Here is a 17,356-nt window from a genome sequence, read left to right as displayed (position 1 = left end):
GTCCTCTCCAGCCCACAGGCCCGCCGCCTGGCCCGAGAAGCGATTGATCGAGTGCTCAGCGCAGTCTCTTCGCGCCGAGACTCCAGTAGCGTCCTCGGTGCGATCTCGAACCTGCACCAAGAACTCGTCGATGCAATCTCGACAGACGAACTCAATTTCAATCTCGCCGGCACGCGTGTCGCAGGTCGTTCCGAGCAGGATTCGGCTCCTTCGCCCACGACATCTGAGATGACTATTAGCGCAGCAGGAACCACGACCCGTGACGTGGATCTGAAGCGGGCGTGGACGATCTTAGTCACCTGCTACATCGCTATTGCAGTAGTTCAACACATAGCGAGTTATCTCCAGGCAGTCGATCCCGCATTCGACATAGAGAAGTTTATAGATCACCACGTCAATGCGCTTGGCGGCGCATGTGCCGTTCTTGGTACGTGGGCCTTGATGAAGAAGCTGTCCTAGCCGGCGGCATCAACTCTCGGTAATCCGATTCCGGAAGTACCTTTGCTCCCCCAGGCTTACCACCAGGTCGGCACCGTCCGCCCGACCCACCCTCCTTAGGCCGAGTGACGTCCGCGAGTGGGATAGCAGCCTCGTGGGTGTGCTCGCGGTTGCCACCCGTTCGGTCTGCTTCTCACACCTGAGCGCGATCATGACTGCGGCCGTCGACGACCGGTTGATCGCTAAGAATCCGTGTTCGGCAAAGTCGGTCACTCAGCCTCAGCCGATCCCCCGCAAGGTCGTGCCCTGGACGCCACCGACCGTCGCCGCGATCCGCGCCGCCCTGCTTCCGCGCTACCGCTGCACGGTGGATCTCGGTGGTGGCTGCGGCGCTCGGCAAGGCGAGATCTTCGGCGTGGCACCGGAGGACTTCGACTTCGACGGTGGGTGGCTCACCATCCGCCGTCAGGTCAAGCGGGTCCGGTCCCGGCTGGTGTTCGGGCTTCCGAAGAACGACAAGGAGCGGCAGACCCTGCTGCCGGCCTCGGTGGCCCGTGAGATCAAAACCCACCTGGCCGAGTTCGAGCCGGTCCCGGTCACTCTGCCCTGGGAGGACCCGCTCCGCGGTGAGGAGGTCACGGTGAACTTGGTCTTCACCACCAGCCGCCGCGGCGCGCTCAACCGGACCACGTTCAACAAACTGTCTTGGCATCCGGCCATCGCCGCCGCCGGCCTGGACCGGACCCGCACCAACGGCATGCACGCGCTGCGGCACCTGTTCGTCTCCACGCTGCTCGACGCCGGTGAGAACATCCGGGCCATCTCCGAGTGGCTTGGCCACTCCGATCCGGCCTTCACGCTGCGCGTCTACACCCACCTGATGCAGTCCAGCCAGGGCCGCGCCCGGACCGCGCTCGACAACATGATCGGGCTGCTGATGGCCCCGCCATGGCCCCACGGCCGAGATGACCAGTGAAACGCCTGATCAGCCTGCATGCACTACGCAGAATCCGGCGTACAGGCCGACTCGTCCGCCGCCCTCTCTAGGTCACGATCACCGGGGCGGTTTTGACTTGGCCTTATTCATACGCGTCGTTGGTCAATGTTGGCGGACTTTGGTCAGCGTTCGACGCCCTGAAGACGCCCTGACGCCCTGGAGACGCCCCAGGTAGAAGCCAGCGATCACACGCGATGGCGCTCCTTCACCCACACCGCGTCTTCTTGATTACAGTGACGCGCATCCGTCTTACGGTGACATGCTCGGATCCCTGTCCCCTCGTTGGGTGTAGTTGGGCCTATGTATCCGTTTGGATGCCGAACATCCCTTCCGGTGCGAACGGATGTTCGACAGAATGAAGAGGAAAGGAGGTGGTCACCGATGGCTGCTAACAGCACGATCGAGTGGACTGAGGCGACATGGAATCCCACCACAGGTTGCGACCAGATTTCGGCTGGATGCGACAACTGCTATGCCTTAACGCTTGCGAAGCGACTCAAGGCGATGGGCTCAGCGAAGTACCAGACTGACGGCGACCCTAGAACTTCCGGCCCCGGCTTCGGCGTCTCGCTACATCCAGATGCGTTAGACATCCCTCGCCGATGGCGAGACCCGCGGGTCGTGTTCGTCAATTCTATGTCCGATCTTTTTCACGCCCGGGTACCGCTTGAGTATGTGCGCCGGGTCTTCGAAGTCATGGCAGAAACACCGCGTCACACCTACCAGGTGTTGACCAAACGAGCTAGCAGACTAGCCAAGATCGCTCCGCAGCTTACTTGGCCTGAGAACGTCTGGATGGGCGTTTCGGTCGAGGCAGAAGATCAACTTGGTCGCGTAGACGCCCTACGAAACGTTCCCGCCTCGGTTCGGTTCGTCTCCGCCGAACCACTACTTGGCCCACTAGATGAACTTTCTCTACACAACATCGACTGGCTGATTGTGGGTGGAGAGTCGGGGGCTGGCGCACGTCCGATCGATCCCGAGTGGGTGAGATATCTGCGGCAGAAGAGCGCGGAGTCCGACACGGCATTCTTCTTCAAACAATGGGGTGGTAGAACCCCGAAAGCTGGCGGTCGCCTTTTGGACGGCCGAACGTGGGATGAAATGCCCAAGGCGTCGCGCTCTAGCGTCGCCTGATAACGGACGTTCGTTGCAGACGCCCGGGCGACTCCTGAGTGGCACTGCCAGTCTTGAGTAGCTCGGTCACCGCTCTACGCGCGTCCTGTCGTCGCCAGCGGGCCGTTTCGAGCAGGAGCCACTCGCCGAGCCCTTCTAGCGTTACCGGCCCATCATCAAGGCGTTGGAGTACGAGTTCAATTAGCTCAGGTTCGGCCATGCCAATCCCAGACCACAGCGTAAGCTGCCCTTCAGGAACGGCTCCTCGTGTACGAGGATCTTCGAATCCTAGTCCACCCTCTCCATCAACGCTCCACATGGCCTCCTTCATAACCTCAACACCTTTTTCATGGTTCGTCCCATAAACCAAATAGAGTGGAAGACCAGTTCTAGGGACGACCTTGAACTGTAGTTGGTACTTGAATCCGGCCCGCCGGAGCGCGTCTCTGTAGGTGTTGAGCCAGACCCTCCACTTCTCATCCGGCCTGACCTCACGTTCCGCAGGCGACCAGAATTCACGCCCGCCGAATACGGCATCGAAATGTTCCTCGTTGAGCGCTTCCCTGCGACTGAACCAGTTAGGCCCGAATGTTACGAGGACTTCACTCGACCGATTGTGAGCGATCCGCTGAATGACGTTTAGCGGCACCTTGACACTCCCCCAGCTATCGAAGACGCCAAGTATTGGATGCCCCCATGCTGACAGATCGGTTAATGCGGGCAACGTAGCCGATCCCGCTTCCCCATGCAACGGATGAACGGAGACCGGAAGACAACTGAGTTCCCCGAAGCGATCTTCCAGAACTTTACAGAGATGCTCATGCCGTCGGCGATCCTTTTCGAGGAAGATGAGATGCACTCGATCGCGCGACAGATTCATACGTTTGACCAATTGATGTTTCAGAAGACGGTCCAGCGCGAAGACCGGTGAACCTTCCTCACCTGCTTCGTAAATGCCCGGTCCCGCAAAGGCATCAACATAGGTCACCCTAGGTCGCAGATATCCTTTGCCCGGCGTAGGCTGAAGAAGAATTGGCCACCAAGCGTCTAAGTATCGCTTGTATAGGCGATGCTTCGCCGCCGTCGCAGGCTCCAATGACCACAGTAGATCCAATGGACCATCCTTCGCTCGAAGCTCCAGATAGCAGACGGCCTGAGAGTACTAGCCGTAGCATCACGAGCACAATGAGTCATTGAAGCTGGTGCATCGCCTAGCCGGTGGTGAACCTCGCCGCTTTCGGGCGCAGGGGCCAAGAACGCCGGCCGGAGAAGTCATCCCGGTCGCCTGGGCTCGGCCTGGCATCCCTCTGGGCAGGCGACCGGGATGACTTCGAACCGAGTGGACAACCCATCAGCGCAAGAAACCGTTGGGCCGCCTCATCCTGGGAGCCTGCCCGTCCGGCGAGGACGCCAAAGGGCCACGCGTAAGGCAACTGCGCGCCCTTCGGCGTGCTACTTGGTGTGCTGGCTCAGCACCGCGAACGCCACGAGACCAACCGTGACACTCTGGTCGAGGTTGGGAACCTGGCGGGCCAAAAGCGCCACCGAGGTAGCGATGGCGATCAGCAGCAGAGTCCGGGTGTCGACCGTCCCCTGCTCGATCGACGCAGGCTTACGGACCGGGGACCGACGGTTTAGAGTCATAGTGCGTACCTTCCTTCCATGGAATGGGTGGTTGGACGTGAGAGCGGCATCCGGCAGCCACCGGGTGCCGTTCGCCTTAGCGGCCAACGGCTCATCGCCCTCGCTCGTATGGTGTCAGAAAACGCGGTAACAGTGCGCCACCATGTTGCGTAGCCATCCCGCTTCACTAAGTAATACAGCCAGGCCGCAACAATTAGGAGACCTCAAAGGATCTTCTAAATTGTGGTCTAAGTCACGCATACTGAGCAGGAAACATCACAGCAGGGGAGCCTTTCCGAAACTCTGCGTATTCGGCCGTCCGCCCCCCGTAAGGTACCAACCATTTCGCGCCAACGGCTCGACCTACGAACGATTAAGCCCCGGCTGTAAACGATCATCGTGATCGCCATAGCCGGGGCTTAATCGCGCCTGCCGCAGGGCTGCAACCTCGGCGCCAAGGCAAAGCCGGCGGCGCCGAGGCGGGCTTCGCCCGGCCCTGCTTGGGCAGCGCGAGCGGTCGGCGAAGCCGACCGCCTTGAACCCGTATAGAAACTTCTCACAAAACCCGGACCCTGATCACCCTGCCTCGACATCCATCAGGATCACCGTCACGTTGTCGGGTCCGCCTTGGCCGAGAGCAGCTTCCACGAGCAGATCGGCTGCTTGTTCCACCTGTTCCTGTTCACGAACGATCTGCTCAGTCAGACCAGAGCTCATGTATGAGCCCGAAGAGTTGGTGGGTTGGCTTCACGCGTCAGCCCTACGCATGGGCGTTCGCTTCCTTCGAGCCTATTGGTACGACGGCGCCTACGAACCCGGCGCTCCGCTGTTTCAACAACAACGTGAGAAGTTTGCACGACTGGAGAGTTCACCCGGACTGCAACTTGGTCTTGGACACTTGCAGAAACGCAAGTTCGACTACAAGCCGGCGCTTCGCAAGGCCGCCGAGGAGATGGGCATCGATTATCAAGAACTGATGCGACATTTCCAACCCGAAGCCATCTACCAACAGAAGGGCGTAGACAGTCTTATTGTTTTGGACATGGTGCGCCTGGTCCAGCAAGGATCATGCTCGCATGTCATGCTGATGGCGGGAGATAGAGACCTCGCTGAGGCTGTGCGCACGGTTCAGCAGCTCGGAGCGACTGTTACGCGCGCCTTTCCGGACGGCGCTCCAGTTGCCAATGAGGTTCGGAATCTTGCGGACGAAGTAGTCATTTGGGGTCCTGAGACGCTTGAGCGACTTACGAAACCCTTCATGGAGCGCTTCGCCAATCTGCTGGGATACGATCCCGGGGATGGCGAGGAAGACGATTAGTCCCGCCGCATTGGCACACGCTATGCATCTCATCCAGGGAAGTTATCCCAGCCGCCTGGGCTTTCGCCATGCTAGCCCACCGCTAGGGCGTGAAACGGTGAGATTATTTGACGCCTTGGCGGGGGCCAGCATTACTCAGGGCAACCGAACGGATCGCCCCCTCCAGGAACGGCATTCCGCGGCCACCGAATGCGTTCCCGTTTTGGCACGCAGAGATATCCCTCGGATCAATTCCGACTCCGGCCGACAATCCACCAATGCACTGACCAGGGGGTCAGAACACGCTGCATCCGAGCCATTGAAAAAGGCCCTGCACCGGGCGCGAATTCGGTTCGGGATTACGAACGCGGGAACGGAAACGCCGCGTCACGAGGCGCGGTGGGCTCCCACTTCCTCGGTGTACATCACCCGCGTCTGGTTGAGCATCTGATCCAACTCGGACTGCTCCGCCCGTACCCGTGCTCTCTCCGCCGCCTTCGCCGCCCGCGCCCGCGCCGCCTCCTCCGCCGCCCGGGCCGCCTTGGCGGCCGCCGCGGCCTTGGCCTTCCGGGTGGCCGCCGCCTTGGCCGCCCGAGCCTTGGCCACCTCCGGGTCGAGACGCCGGCCGGGCCGCATGTCGGCGGTCGCCTCGACCTCGCGCGCTTCGATGGCGGCGAAGTCCGGGCGGATCTTCGCGGCTACCCATTCGACACCGGCCACCAAGCCCACCACCAGCGCGAAGATGACGCGCAAGCCCAGCGGGCCCGGCGCCGCGAAGTTGACCGCCGCGGAGATGACCACGACGACGGCCAGGATCTTCATGGCGGCCCGCTTGGCGTCCGCGGCCATGCCGGGTGTCTGGCTGACGGTGAGCATGGAGAGCATGGCCAGGTCGAAGACGGCAGGGACGATCCAGGAGAACATGCCGGCGCCGAGGCTGACCAGGAAGTGCGCCTGGTGCAGGTAGCTGGCGGCGAGCGCGCCGATCAGAATCAGGTTGTTGGCCCGCTTGGTGGTCCGGATGGCCCGGAGCATGCCGGGAACGGCGCCTTTCGCGTACTCGGTGGCGAACTGCTGCGTCAGGGTCATCATCAAGGCACGAACCTAAGCGGAACGAAGAGGGAACAAAGGCGACTCTTGGGGCAGACGCTACCGGAGACGACGTGAGTAGCACTCCTATTCGGGAGTAAAGAACAATGGCGGCCGTGAGCAGGGAGCTGGCCCGGGCGGCGGCGACGTTCGAGTGGGGCTGGTCGGCGGACGAGCTGGAGCGGCTCGTCGACGCCGTCGGCTGGACGTGGCGTGAGCCGTCCGAGGGCGCGGTGACCTGCGAATTCGGCACGGCTAGAAGCGCGGGTGGAGACGCGGGCGGGGAAGCCGGTGGAGGCGCGGGCCGAAAAGCGGGCGGAGACGCGGGCGCCGGAGCGTTCGTGTTCCGCGGCGAGGTCACCGCGATCTACCAGAACCTGATCGAGCACGACACCGCCGACGTCCTCGACCGGCGGGACGCGTTCTGCCGCGCCGTCGACGACATCGCCGAGGTGCTGGGCCCGCCACCGACGAGGACGCCCGGCCCGGATCCGAGCGCCGGGTGGCCGGTCGCCGCCGGGGTGCTGGAGGTCGTCGACCGCCCCCAGGCCCTGGACCTCTGGCTGAGACCGGAGCAACGCCGGCCGACAACACCACCACAAAAAGCAAAGAGCCACACCAACCCCATTGATTGGTACGGCCTGACCACGCTCGTGGCTACCGAGGCCGCCTGTCTACCGGCCGGCACGACCCTGCGCGTCGGACCGAGCATCACGCTGACCCAGCGGCCGGACCGGCTCACGGTCACGGTGGCCGGGACGAGCACGGCCATCGACTGGCCGGCCACCGGGACGACCTACCGCAGCATGGCGGCCGGCCTCGTCGCCTGGCTGCGCGACGAGACCGGCCACAGTCATCCGGACGAAGTACTGATCTCCTAGGTCGACGACACCGTGTCCACGGCCGTGTCGTCGCGGTGCTTCTCGATCCGCGGGTCACCCTCGTCGGCGAAGTAGTCGTCGGGAGCGGTGTGATCCGTACCCTCAGGGGTCTTGCTCGCCCGCAGGGCAAGGGTGACCAATGCCGCGACCAGGAGGTTCACGATCACCGTAACGAATCCCACATAGATGGTCTTCTTGGTGTCGAACCCGAATTCGGAGAGCGGGAACGCGGAGCCGCCGAAGTGCGCGCGGCCGGTGGCGGCGTTCGGGATCTGCCAGAGCATCCAGAAGCCGAGTGCCATGCCGGCCGCCCAGCCGGCGATCAGGGCGCCGCGGTGCAGCCACCGGGTGTAGAGGCCGATCACCACCGCGGGCGCGGTCTGCAGGATGATCACGCCGCCGATGAGCTGCAGGTCGATGGAGAACTGCGGGTCGAGGAAGACGATGCAGGCGACCGCGCCGACCTTCACGACCAGCGAGGTGATCTTCGCGACCGAGGCCTCCTGCGCATGGGTGGCGTCCTTGCGCAGGTACTCCTTGTAGATGTTGCGGGTGAACAGGTTGGCCGCGGCGATCGACATGATCGCGGCCGGCACGAGCGCCCCGATGCCGATCGCGGCGAACGCGATGCCGGCGAACCAGGAGGGGAACTGCTGGTCGAAGAGGAGCGGCACGACGGTGTTGTTGTCCACGCTGCCGGCCGAGGCGCCGGGCAGCGGCTTCACCCCGGCCGCGATCGCCATGTAACCGAGCAGCGCGATCAGCCCGAGCAGGAAGCTGTACGCCGGAAGCGCCGACATGTTCCGCTTGATGACGTCCCGGTTCTTGCTGGCCAGCACGCCGGTGATGCTGTGCGGGTAGAGGAAGAGCGCGAGCGCCGACCCGAGGGCCAGCGTGAAGTACTGCACCTGGTTGTTGGCGTTCAGCAGGATCCCGTCACCGGGCGCGGGCGAGGCCTGGAACTTCGCGTCGGCCGCGTCGAAGATGGCACCCCAGCCGCCGAGCTTGTACGGCAGCCACAGCACCGCCACCAGGATGACGATGTAGATGAGCGTGTCCTTGACGAACGCGATGAGCGCGGGCGCCCGCAGTCCGGACTGGTAGGTGTAGGCCGCCAGGATCGCGAACGCGATGATGATCGGCAGGTGCCGGGCGAGCGCGCTCTCCCCGGTCACGCCCATGGTCTTCAGCACCGCCTCGATGCCGATCAACTGCAGGGCGATGTACGGCATCGTCGCCACGATCCCGGTGATCGCCACGACGAGCGCGAGCGTCGGTGAGTCGAACCGGCTGCGCACGAAGTCGGCCGGGGTGACGAAGCCGTGCCGGTGCGACACCGACCAGAGCCGGATCAGGATCAGGAAGAAGAGCGGATAGATGATCACGGTGTAGGGGACGGCGAAGAAGCCGGCGGCTCCGGCGCCGAAGATCAGCGCGGGCACGGCGACGAACGTGTACGCCGTGTAGAGGTCCCCACCCACCAGGAACCAGGTGACCCACCCGCCGAAGCTGCGGCCGCCCAGTCCCCACTCGTCGAGGTGTGCCATGTCGGTCGGGCGCCGCCACCGGGCCGCCACGAAGCCCATGCCGCTGACCAGCAGGAACAGGAGCGTGAAGATGACGATCTCGGTGATGTGGTCTCTCATCGCCGTCCGCCCTTCGTCATCCGATAGACGAGCGTGGTCGTTCCGACGCCGAGGAGGATGAAGGCGAACTGGAGCCAGTAGAACTTCGGGAAGCCGGCGATCCGCGGCTCGTCGGCGTTGTAGAGGAACGTCAGCAGCGGCACCACGATCGGGATGAGCAGCAGCCAGTTCCAGGGGCTTTTATCGGTACGGGGCTGGTCCATGGATTTCTCCCGTCAGGCGTGTGTCCTACGTCACGCTAACGAGACATCGGTCGATCAGGCGATCCCCTATGCGCCGAACGAGCGGGGCGGTGCGCCGAACGGACGCACCGCCCACCCGTCGTCAGAGCGCGGCCGTGATGGCCTTCGTCAGCGACGCCCGGGAGTCGTCGCCGTCGAGCGACCACATCATCGCGCCGCCCAGGCCCTTGGCCCGGATGTAGAGCGACTTCTGCAGCAGGACAGCCGGGTCGTCGTACGTCCAGAAGGTCGTCCCGTCGAAGAGCCAGGCGTGCCCGTTCCGCAGGTCACGGTGCACGGTGTAGCCCTGCGCCGGCAGGTTCTTCAGCGTCTTGTAGTCCTCGGTGCCGCCACCGAAGACGCTCGGCGCGGGCCCGGTGGCCGGCTGGAACAGACCGTCCCCGCCGCCGCTGACCCCGGTCCAGCCCTGGCCGTAGTACGGCACGCCGAGGACCAGCTTCTTCTTCGGCGCCCCACCGGCGAGCCACGCGTTGATCGTGTTCTCGACCGAGAAGTCGGGGTTGTCCGGCGCGCCGGCCGGGACCCGCAGCGCGGACTGCTGGTTCGTCGTCGCCTCCCACGTGCCGTGGAAGTCGTAGCCCTGCACTGTCGCGAAGTCGAGGTACTTGAAGACCTTGGCGACCTCGAAGCCGGCGTCGATCTTGGCAGGCGCAGCCGGGACGAAAGCGGTCAGCTCGTAGTGCTTCCGGTTCGCCCGGCCGAGCTTGTCCAGCTGGGAACGGAACTCGGCGAGCAGCAGCGTGAAGTTCTGCTTGTCCTCGGGCCGGATGATGTTGCCGGTGTTGCCGGAGGATCCCGGCCACTCCCAGTCCAGGTCGATGCCGTCGATGATGCCGGCGGCGACGCCCGGGGCGAGTCCGGGCAGGTTGCCCTTGATCCAGAGGTCGATGCAGGAGCTGACCAGCTTCTTGCGGGAGGCGTCGGTGAGGACCGCGTCCGAGAAGTAGGCCGAGCCGCTCCAGCCACCGAGCGAGATCAGCGCCTTGAGGCCGGGGTTCTTCTTCTTGATCTCGGCGAGCTGGTTGAGGTTGCCGGCGATCGGCTGTTCCGCCACGTCGGCGACGCCGTCCACGCTGTTCTCCGCGGAGAACGGCGTCTGCCAGTCCGCCCATGGGTCGGCCGAGGCGCAGACGCCGTCCGCGGTGACCGGGCCGAAGGCGTAGTTGATATGGGTCAGCCGCTTCGCCGCCCCCGAGCTCTGGACGTCGGCGAGCTGGAAGTCACGGCCGTAGATCCCCCACTGGGTGAAATAGGCGACAGCGACGTGCTTCTTCGAAGAACCGTGCGAATGAGCCTGTGCAGGGGACGGCGCCGCGGCCACGACGGACGCGGCGGCGGCCGCGACGGCAACGAGGCGACGGGATAAACCGCGCATGAGCCCTCCAGGGCGAAACGTTGAAGAAAGTTTCCTAATCGAGGAAGCTAAACGTCTCGCCCTGTCAGGGTCAACTATCGAAGGTGGGCTGTTTCGTTGACCGTCCGCACCGCGATGTTCCCGTCCGGCCAGACATCCATCGTGGACACCCCCGCCGCGTCGAGGTACAGCCGGTGCAGGAACGCGTCGCCGGCGGCCAGCGCGTCCCGCAGGATCAATTTGATCGGTGAGACATGGGAGACAACCACAACGGCCTTCCCCGGGTACGCGGAAAGCACCGTCGCCATGGCACCCCGCACACGTTTCGCGACCGCTTGGAAGGACTCCCCGCCCGGCGGGGCGACACTCGTCGAACCCAGCCACGCCGACATCTCGGCCGGCCACCGTTCCTGCACCTCGGCGAAGGTGCGGCCCTCCCACGCGCCGAAGTCACACTCGATCAGGTCGTCCATCACCGTGACCGGCACGCCACCCACCTGCGCGGCGATGTGCTCGGCGGTCCGCACGCAGCGCGACAGCGGCGAGCTCAGCACCGCCGCCACCTCCGGGAAGATCCCGGCGACCCGGCCGGCCGCGGCCATCGCCTGCGCCTCGCCCTCGTCGGTGAGCGGCACGTCGCCGCGCCCGGAGTACCGGCCCTGCGCTGTCATCGGGGTGGAGCCGTGCCGGACCAGGGCGATCCGGGTGGCGTTCTCCAGCGCCGGCGGGGCCCAGGACTTCGGGGTCGCCGGCGCTTTCTCGGACGGGAGCGGCTGTCCGGTCCGGGGCGCTTTGCCGGCGGCCTCGTCCATCGCCCGGTTCGCCAGCGCGTCGGCGTCCTTGTTCCGTTCCCGGGGGATCCAGTCGAAGGTCACCTCGTCGAACTTGCCGACCAGGGTGGCCGCCTCGGCGGCGAGCGGGCGCAGCCCCGCGTTCTTGATCTGCCAGCGGCCGGACATCTGCTCGACGACCAGCTTGGAGTCCATCCGCACGTCGACCCGTGTCGCGTTCAGCTCGGCGGCGGCACGCAGGCCGGCGATCAGACCGGAGTACTCGGCGACGTTGTTCGTGGTGACGCCCGCGGAGTCGTACCTCTCCAGCAGGATCTCGCCGGTGGCCGCCTCCTTGACCACCGCGCCGAAGCCGGCCGGTCCCGGATTGCCCCGGGACCCGCCGTCCGCCTCGACGATCACGTGCAGACTCATAGGCCGGACTCCGCGGTACGCACCATGATCCGGCGGCACTCCTCGCAGCGGACCACCTCGTCGGCCGGGGCGGCCTTCACCCGGTTCAGGTCGGCGCCGTACAGCTCGATCCGGCACCCGCCGCACCGGCCGGCGTAGACCAGCGCCGCGCCCAGCCCGGTCTCCGTCCGGATCTTGTCGTAGAGGGTGACCAGGTCGGCCGGGAGGTCGGCGGCGAGCGGCACCCGCGACGCCGTCTTGAACTCCTGCTCCTTGGTGATCTCCGCGTAGGCCTCGTCGCGCTTGCGCTCGGCCTCGGACCGCCGGGCGACCGCCGCCGAGATCCGGCCCTGCACCTCGGTGAGCGTGGCCTCCGCGGTCTCCCGCTGCTCCATCAGCTCGAGTTCGGCGTCCTCCAGCTCGGACTGCCGCCGGTTGAGCGTGGCGAGCTCGTGCTGCAGGCCCTCCACCTCCCGCAGCGAGCCGCCGGCGTCGAGGCGCTTCTGGTCCTTGTCCTTACGGAGCCGGACCTGGTCGATGTCCTTCTCCAGCCGGCTGATGTCCCGGTCCAGGTCGTCGACCACGACCTGGGCGCGGACCCGGTCGTCCTCGAGCGCGGAGATCTCCCGCGCGACCGCGTCGATCTCGGCCAGTTCGGGCAGGGACTTACGGCGGTGCGCGAGCTGAGCCAGGGTGGTGTCCACGGCCTGCAGGTCGAGCAGGCGGCGCTGGGCTTCCGGGGCGGCCTTCACGAGTGGTTCTCCTTCTCTCCGAAAGCCGGGAGATCCGCGGCAACGGCTTGAACAGTCCAGGGGTCGGTGTCGATGTCGGACACCACCACGTCGACGCCGAACTCGGCACGCAGCCAGGTGGCCACGTCGTCGAGCCAGGGACGCTCGCTCGCCCAGTGTGCGACGTCGAGCAGCGCCGGGCCACCATCGGCGAGATGCTCACTGACCGGGTGGTGACGCAGGTCCGCGCAAAGATACGCGTCGGCGCCCGACCGCGTCGCGGCGGACAGGAAGGAGTCACCCGCGCCACCGCAGACCGTGACGGTCCGCAGCATCCGCGCCGGGTCACCGGCGGCGCGCACCCCGGCCGCGGTGGCCGGCAGCCGGGCGGCGGCGAGGCGGGTGAACGCGGCGAGCGACAGCGGTTCCGGAAGCTCGCCGATCCGGCCCAGGCCACGCCCCTCCCCCGCGGCCGCGCCCTCGGCGGGCACGAGCGGGCGCAGGGTGGTCAGGCCGAGGCGCGCGGCAAGCGCGTCGGAGACACCGGGGTTCGCCACGTCGGCGTTGGTGTGCGCGGTGTACAGCGCCACATCCGCCTTGATCAGCCGATGGATGATCCGGCCCTTGTACGTGTCAGGGGCGATCGACGACACCGGCTTGAGCAGCAGCGGGTGGTGCGCGACGATCAGTTCGGCGCCCAGGTCGAGAGCTTGCTCGACGGTTTCCGGCACGCAGTCGACGACGCACAGGACCCGGGTGACGGCATGGTCGAAATCGCCGAGCACCAGACCGACCCGGTCCCACGATTCAGCCCAGGCTCTCGGGTAACGCTGGTCGAGCGCTTCAACCATCTTGCGGACTGTCACGACAGAGCCCGCTCCGTCGTGCCCTTCTGGCCCTCGTCTTCGACGCCGTCGTCAGGTGCGGTGGGGTGCCACTCGGTGCAGTCGGTCACGACCAGCAACTCTATATGCCTAGGAAACCGCTCCAGGCTCGACTCGGCTGCCCGCCGTCACCGGCCCGTTCACCGCCTGCAGCGCACGCCGCCAGGGGAACTGCCCGCGGAAACGGTCGGTTTGGCCCGGGCCGCCGAGACGGCAGACATCCTCGCCGTAGAGCACCTGCACACCCCAGTCCCGCAGTTTCGCGAGGCTCTCGTGCAGCGCCGGGTGCAAAGCCATGATCTTGTTCGTGTACGGGACCACGACGGTCGGCACGCCGTAGCCGTACCCCTCGACCAGCAGGCCGAGGACCAGGGTGTCGGTGATCCCGGCGGCCCACTTGTTGACAGTGTTGACGGTCGCCGGCGCGACGATCATCGCGTCCGGCTGCGGCAGCACGTCGGGGTCGCCGGGACTCTTGTAGTCGGAGCGGACCGGGTGCCCGGTCTGCGCCTGCAGGGCCGCCACGTCCACGAACTTGCGGCCGTCCGGGGTCGTCACCACGCAGACGTCCCAGCCTTCGCCCTGGGCGAGGCTGACGAGCGTCCCGACGTCCCGGGCCATCGGTGAGCCGCACACGAGCACGTACAGCACACCGGGTGAGGGGTTGACGGTCATTACGCCCTGACCCCCCACCCGCCCGCCCTAAGACGGACTGAAGGTCCCGTCATACGCCGACTCCCATCTGTTCAGCCAGCTCCGCGATCGGCGCCGGCGGCGTGCCCCGGGTACGCCTGAGCACGTCGGAAAGGACTTCATGGGCGAGCGGGCGGCAACGGATCTCCGACGGGGCGAGCCGATCGCCCTCGAGCAGCATCTCGCCGGCCCGCTCCACGTCGCCGATCTGCGTGTAGCCACGAGCGATGTCCAGGTAATGATGGGCACGCCGCTCCGGGAGCATGGCGTGGAACCCTTCCTTGTTCATCCGCTCGTGCGCCTCCACCGCCAGCCGGCCGTCGCCGAGCTCGACAGCTGTCGCGCAGCGGTGCAGCTGCACGTTCGTCGGCCCGAAGCTGGTCCAGTAGTGGTTGAAGTCGCCGCCCAGCTCGATGGAGGCCTGCTCGGCGCCGCTGAGCAGATCACGGACGGTCGCGCTGTCCCCGATCCGGGCCGCCGACATCGCGCCGTTGAGCAGCAGCATCCCGTAGACCGAGAGCTGCTCGCCGCGGGCTCGTTCCGGTCCGGGCGCGAGCCGGTTCGCGATGTTGACGTTCACCTCGAGCGACGGCCGGACCCGGCCGAGCGCGAGCAGAGCGCTGCCCACCCGGTAACTCGCCAGACCGGCGAGGAGCTGGTCGCCGGCTCGCTGGGAGACCGCGATCGAGCGGTCCGCGGCGAGCCAGGAGAGCTCGTGCTCGCCGACCTTCCGCAGCGCAGACGAGGCGATCTGGTAGACCTGCCCGAGCAGGTGCGCCGCGGCGGGCGCGTCGTCGCTGGTCGCGTGGGCGCTGTCCGCGGCCTGCGCGTCACGCAACAGCTTCGGCAGGGCCCGGGCCAGCGCGCCGTACTTCGCGTGCTGGTAGGTCAGCCAGGCGTGGCTGACCGCTTTGCGCATCTCCGCGATCGGCGGCGAGTGTGGCACCGCTTGGAAGAACGCACTCATCTGGTCATATCGCTCCAGAGCAGCACGAATCTCCTCGACCTCTACCTGGTCGATACAGTTCTGCGTCTCCGGTTTGCGCTCCACCTCCTTGCCCAGCAGCAGCTGGACATCGACCTGGAGCACGTCGGCGATGTCGTACACGACGGAGAACTTGTCGAGCCGGCGGACTCCCCGCTCCACCTTGTCGACCCAGCTCTTGGATTTGCCCAGCCGGTCAGCGAACACCTGCTGGGACATCTTGCGTCGGCCACGCCAATAGGCGACGCGGCGGCCGATCGGCAGCTCGTCCACGGTGCCTCCCCCACTCGACCGGCGGCCCTTGGCGCCGGTCGAGCCATCCGGTGTCAGTCGCAGTGTGGACCGCTCACGTGCGCACAGATCGCACAGCGTGTGTGATCGCCTGCTAACCGATGCTCGTAGTTTTTCTGCAAGTTGCAAAGGGTGAATCTGCCGGGCCCAACGACGTCCGTCGCATCGGGATACGGCTCTTCCTGAACCAACAGCGGCCACACACCCGGATCCGGGGGTTATCGAGCTATGCAGTGGACCAGCCGTCAGCCGTTCGTCCCACCAGCGCTCCTCGATCGTCTCGACCGCGTACGCCTGCGCCGGGCCGCGCTGCGCTATGCCGCGCACGGCTGGGACGTGACGCCCGGCGCGTACCTGGCCGGCCGCCGTTTCGACTGTGGCCGTCCCGGATGCACGATCACCGGGTGCCACCCGGCGCTCGACTCCTGGGCCGAATCGGCCACCGGCGACCCGATCCGGATCGCCGCCTGGTGGCGCCGTCAGGCGCACACCGTGCTGCTGCCCACCGGGGTGGGCTTCGACGTGCTGGAGGTGCCGGCGTCGCTCGGCCGCCGGATGACCTGCCTCGGGCCGGTCGCGGACACCTCCGCTGGACGGTGGATGTTCCTGGTGCGCCCCGGCCGGGCGCTGCGCCCGGAGCTGGAGCACCGGCTCGACGTGATCCGGCACGGCCTGGGCTCGTGGATCCCCGCGCCGCCGAACCGCATGCTCGACGGATCGATCCGCTGGACCGTCCCGCCGGAGCAGGTGGAGTGGCGGCTGCCGGACGCCGACCGGGTCCAGGAGCTTCTGGTCGCGGCCGCCCGGCCGAGCTCCCGCCCGATCATCCCCCGGCAAGTGTCCACATCGCGCCGCGCGGCCTGACCGTCGTCGCCGGAAGCGGACGGTTGACCGGGCGTGCGCGCGCGAGCACATGTCACTCGACAAGGTAGTACGTCAACGCCTGTGGCGCGAGTCACTATTTCAGGTGACCGGGGCCAGGTCACGGTAGGCGGCGATCACGGCTTCGGTGCGGTCGGCCAGCTCCGGTCCGCTCTCGGCGGCCGGCGCGCCGGTCACTCGGGCGAGGGTGCGTTCCGCGTACCGGGCAGTCGCCGCGACCTGGCGCTCACGCAGAAAGGTCTCCCCCGCCAGGGCCGCCGTGTCGATGCTGCGCACGATCCGGTCGGCGGCCGCGCCGGTCTCCCGCCACAACTCCTCGGCACGCTCCGACTGCTCGGCCACCGCGGCACGGGCCGGGCTGTCCGCCGGGATGTCGGCCAGTCGCACGCCGCGCAGGTCGGCGCGCAGCCGGCGCAGCTCCTGCCGGCGGGTGAGCACCGTCGCGAGCTCGTCCAGGGCACGGGTCAGCGAACGGTCCGCGAGAACCGGGTCGACCATCCCGGCCAGCGCCGGCCAGGTGCCGCGGACCCGGTGCGAGGCGGCCAGGGCGCCGTCGAAGGCGGTCCGCTCGGCGGCCGTCCACAGCACCCGCGACGCCGGGTCACGCGGCACCGCGAACGCGCCCGGCTGAGCGCCCCGGGCCAGCCGGCGCCAGAGCCAGGCGACCAGCGCGACACTGCCCGCCGCGCCCAGCCACCAGCTGAACCCGAACGCGCTGAGCACCGCGGAGACGAACAGCAGCGGCAACGCGACCCGGGCCGTGACGACCACGCGCTGCTCCAGCGTCCGCCCGCTCGGCGCGCACGGAACGCTCTCCACCAGCGAACCGGTGCGGGTCCGGCGGGCGCGCCCGCTGCGGCACTTGATCGGGTACGGGGATACGACAGTCTTCTCGACGTCCGAGCCGACGTGCAGGTCCCAGCCGGCGTGCGGTTCCGTGCCCACGGCAAGCCTCCGTCAAGTCGTCCCGGTCGCCGGGCGGGCCCGGCCGCCAAGGGGAAACCGGCCGGGACCCGCCCACCC

General features: G+C 66.8%; 19 protein-coding genes. 6 read left to right on the top strand and 13 right to left on the bottom strand.

Features of this window, described 5'->3' with window-relative positions:
• From AB0F72_RS20865 to AB0F72_RS20855, 3 genes are all read left to right on the top strand, one after another.
• The coding region (locus AB0F72_RS20865) for a hypothetical protein (protein ID WP_360433631.1) at positions 1-459 on the top strand (459 nt) is incomplete at its 5' end.
• A 139-nt stretch (positions 460-598) separates the two neighbouring features.
• Positions 599-1,414, top strand: coding sequence for a site-specific integrase (locus AB0F72_RS20860; protein WP_360433628.1), 816 nt, complete (start codon positions 599-601; stop codon positions 1,412-1,414).
• 402 nt (positions 1,415-1,816) lie between these two features.
• Complete coding sequence (locus AB0F72_RS20855; protein ID WP_360433625.1) at positions 1,817-2,572, top strand: phage Gp37/Gp68 family protein; 756 nt, start codon at positions 1,817-1,819, stop codon at positions 2,570-2,572.
• Here the strand turns inward: AB0F72_RS20855 and AB0F72_RS20850 are convergent.
• The 3 genes from AB0F72_RS20850 to AB0F72_RS20840 form a co-directional block, all read right to left on the bottom strand.
• Positions 2,559-3,647, bottom strand: a complete 1,089-nt coding sequence (locus AB0F72_RS20850) for a three-Cys-motif partner protein TcmP (protein WP_360433926.1) — start codon at positions 3,645-3,647, stop codon at positions 2,559-2,561. The genes AB0F72_RS20855 and AB0F72_RS20850 overlap by 14 nt on opposite strands.
• Positions 3,648-4,003: 356 nt before the next feature.
• Complete coding sequence (locus tag AB0F72_RS20845; RefSeq protein WP_360433622.1) at positions 4,004-4,195, bottom strand: hypothetical protein; 192 nt, start codon at positions 4,193-4,195, stop codon at positions 4,004-4,006.
• A gap of 555 nt (positions 4,196-4,750) precedes the next feature.
• A complete protein-coding gene (locus AB0F72_RS20840; RefSeq protein WP_360433619.1) occupies positions 4,751-4,891 on the bottom strand; it encodes a hypothetical protein in 141 nt (46 codons plus the stop codon).
• On the opposite strand from AB0F72_RS20840, the gene AB0F72_RS20835 reads away from it, so the two are divergent.
• On the top strand, positions 4,890-5,492 hold the full coding sequence (locus AB0F72_RS20835) for an NYN domain-containing protein (RefSeq protein ID WP_360433617.1): 603 nt from the start codon (positions 4,890-4,892) through the stop codon (positions 5,490-5,492). The genes AB0F72_RS20840 and AB0F72_RS20835 overlap by 2 nt on opposite strands.
• Positions 5,493-5,858: 366 nt before the next feature.
• Here AB0F72_RS20835 and AB0F72_RS20830 read toward each other — a convergent pair whose 3' ends face one another.
• Positions 5,859-6,563 carry a hypothetical protein gene (locus AB0F72_RS20830; RefSeq protein ID WP_360433923.1) on the bottom strand — a complete coding sequence of 235 codons (705 nt, stop codon included), beginning with the start codon at positions 6,561-6,563 and terminating at the stop codon, positions 5,859-5,861.
• 113 nt (positions 6,564-6,676) lie between these two features.
• Between AB0F72_RS20830 and AB0F72_RS20825 the strand changes: the two genes are divergently transcribed.
• Positions 6,677-7,441: a DUF6301 family protein gene (locus tag AB0F72_RS20825; protein WP_360433614.1), complete on the top strand. Its 765-nt coding sequence runs from the start codon at positions 6,677-6,679 to the stop codon at positions 7,439-7,441.
• Here the strand turns inward: AB0F72_RS20825 and mctP are convergent.
• The 8 genes from mctP to AB0F72_RS20785 form a co-directional block, all read right to left on the bottom strand.
• Positions 7,438-9,087, bottom strand: a complete 1,650-nt coding sequence (gene mctP, locus AB0F72_RS20820; protein WP_360433611.1) for a monocarboxylate uptake permease MctP — start codon at positions 9,085-9,087, stop codon at positions 7,438-7,440. The two genes, AB0F72_RS20825 and mctP, sit on opposite strands and share 4 nt — an antisense overlap.
• The gene (locus AB0F72_RS20815; protein WP_360433608.1) at positions 9,084-9,290 is read right to left on the bottom strand and encodes a DUF3311 domain-containing protein; all 207 of its coding nucleotides are present in this window, start codon (positions 9,288-9,290) and stop codon (positions 9,084-9,086) included. Before AB0F72_RS20815 ends, mctP begins: the two co-directional genes overlap by 4 nt.
• A gap of 121 nt (positions 9,291-9,411) precedes the next feature.
• Positions 9,412-10,704, bottom strand: a complete 1,293-nt coding sequence (locus AB0F72_RS20810) for a glycoside hydrolase family 18 protein (protein WP_360433605.1) — start codon at positions 10,702-10,704, stop codon at positions 9,412-9,414.
• A gap of 74 nt (positions 10,705-10,778) precedes the next feature.
• Positions 10,779-11,888: a bifunctional RNase H/acid phosphatase gene (locus tag AB0F72_RS20805; protein WP_360433602.1), complete on the bottom strand. Its 1,110-nt coding sequence runs from the start codon at positions 11,886-11,888 to the stop codon at positions 10,779-10,781.
• On the bottom strand, positions 11,885-12,619 hold the full coding sequence (locus tag AB0F72_RS20800; RefSeq protein ID WP_360433599.1) for a C4-type zinc ribbon domain-containing protein: 735 nt from the start codon (positions 12,617-12,619) through the stop codon (positions 11,885-11,887). Before AB0F72_RS20800 ends, AB0F72_RS20805 begins: the two co-directional genes overlap by 4 nt.
• Positions 12,616-13,449 carry a Nif3-like dinuclear metal center hexameric protein gene (locus AB0F72_RS20795; protein WP_360433596.1) on the bottom strand — a complete coding sequence of 278 codons (834 nt, stop codon included), beginning with the start codon at positions 13,447-13,449 and terminating at the stop codon, positions 12,616-12,618. Before AB0F72_RS20795 ends, AB0F72_RS20800 begins: the two co-directional genes overlap by 4 nt.
• Positions 13,450-13,572: 123 nt before the next feature.
• Entirely contained in the window at positions 13,573-14,157 is a 585-nt protein-coding gene (locus AB0F72_RS20790) for a flavoprotein (RefSeq protein ID WP_360433593.1), read from the bottom strand.
• A 49-nt stretch (positions 14,158-14,206) separates the two neighbouring features.
• On the bottom strand, positions 14,207-15,433 hold the full coding sequence (locus tag AB0F72_RS20785; RefSeq protein WP_360433590.1) for a helix-turn-helix domain-containing protein: 1,227 nt from the start codon (positions 15,431-15,433) through the stop codon (positions 14,207-14,209).
• Between the two features lie 246 nt (positions 15,434-15,679).
• On the opposite strand from AB0F72_RS20785, the gene AB0F72_RS20780 reads away from it, so the two are divergent.
• The gene (locus AB0F72_RS20780) at positions 15,680-16,315 is read left to right on the top strand and encodes a bifunctional DNA primase/polymerase (protein WP_360433587.1); all 636 of its coding nucleotides are present in this window, start codon (positions 15,680-15,682) and stop codon (positions 16,313-16,315) included.
• 99 nt (positions 16,316-16,414) lie between these two features.
• Here AB0F72_RS20780 and AB0F72_RS20775 read toward each other — a convergent pair whose 3' ends face one another.
• A complete protein-coding gene (locus tag AB0F72_RS20775; RefSeq protein WP_360433584.1) occupies positions 16,415-17,278 on the bottom strand; it encodes a hypothetical protein in 864 nt (287 codons plus the stop codon).
• Positions 17,279-17,356: the final 78 nt, after the last annotated feature.

The organism is Actinoplanes sp. NPDC023936 (assembly GCF_040639325.1).
Taxonomy (GTDB): domain Bacteria; phylum Actinomycetota; class Actinomycetes; order Mycobacteriales; family Micromonosporaceae; genus Actinoplanes.
Note: the sequence above shows the minus strand (reverse complement) of the source record. Positions and strands in the feature narration are given on the sequence as shown.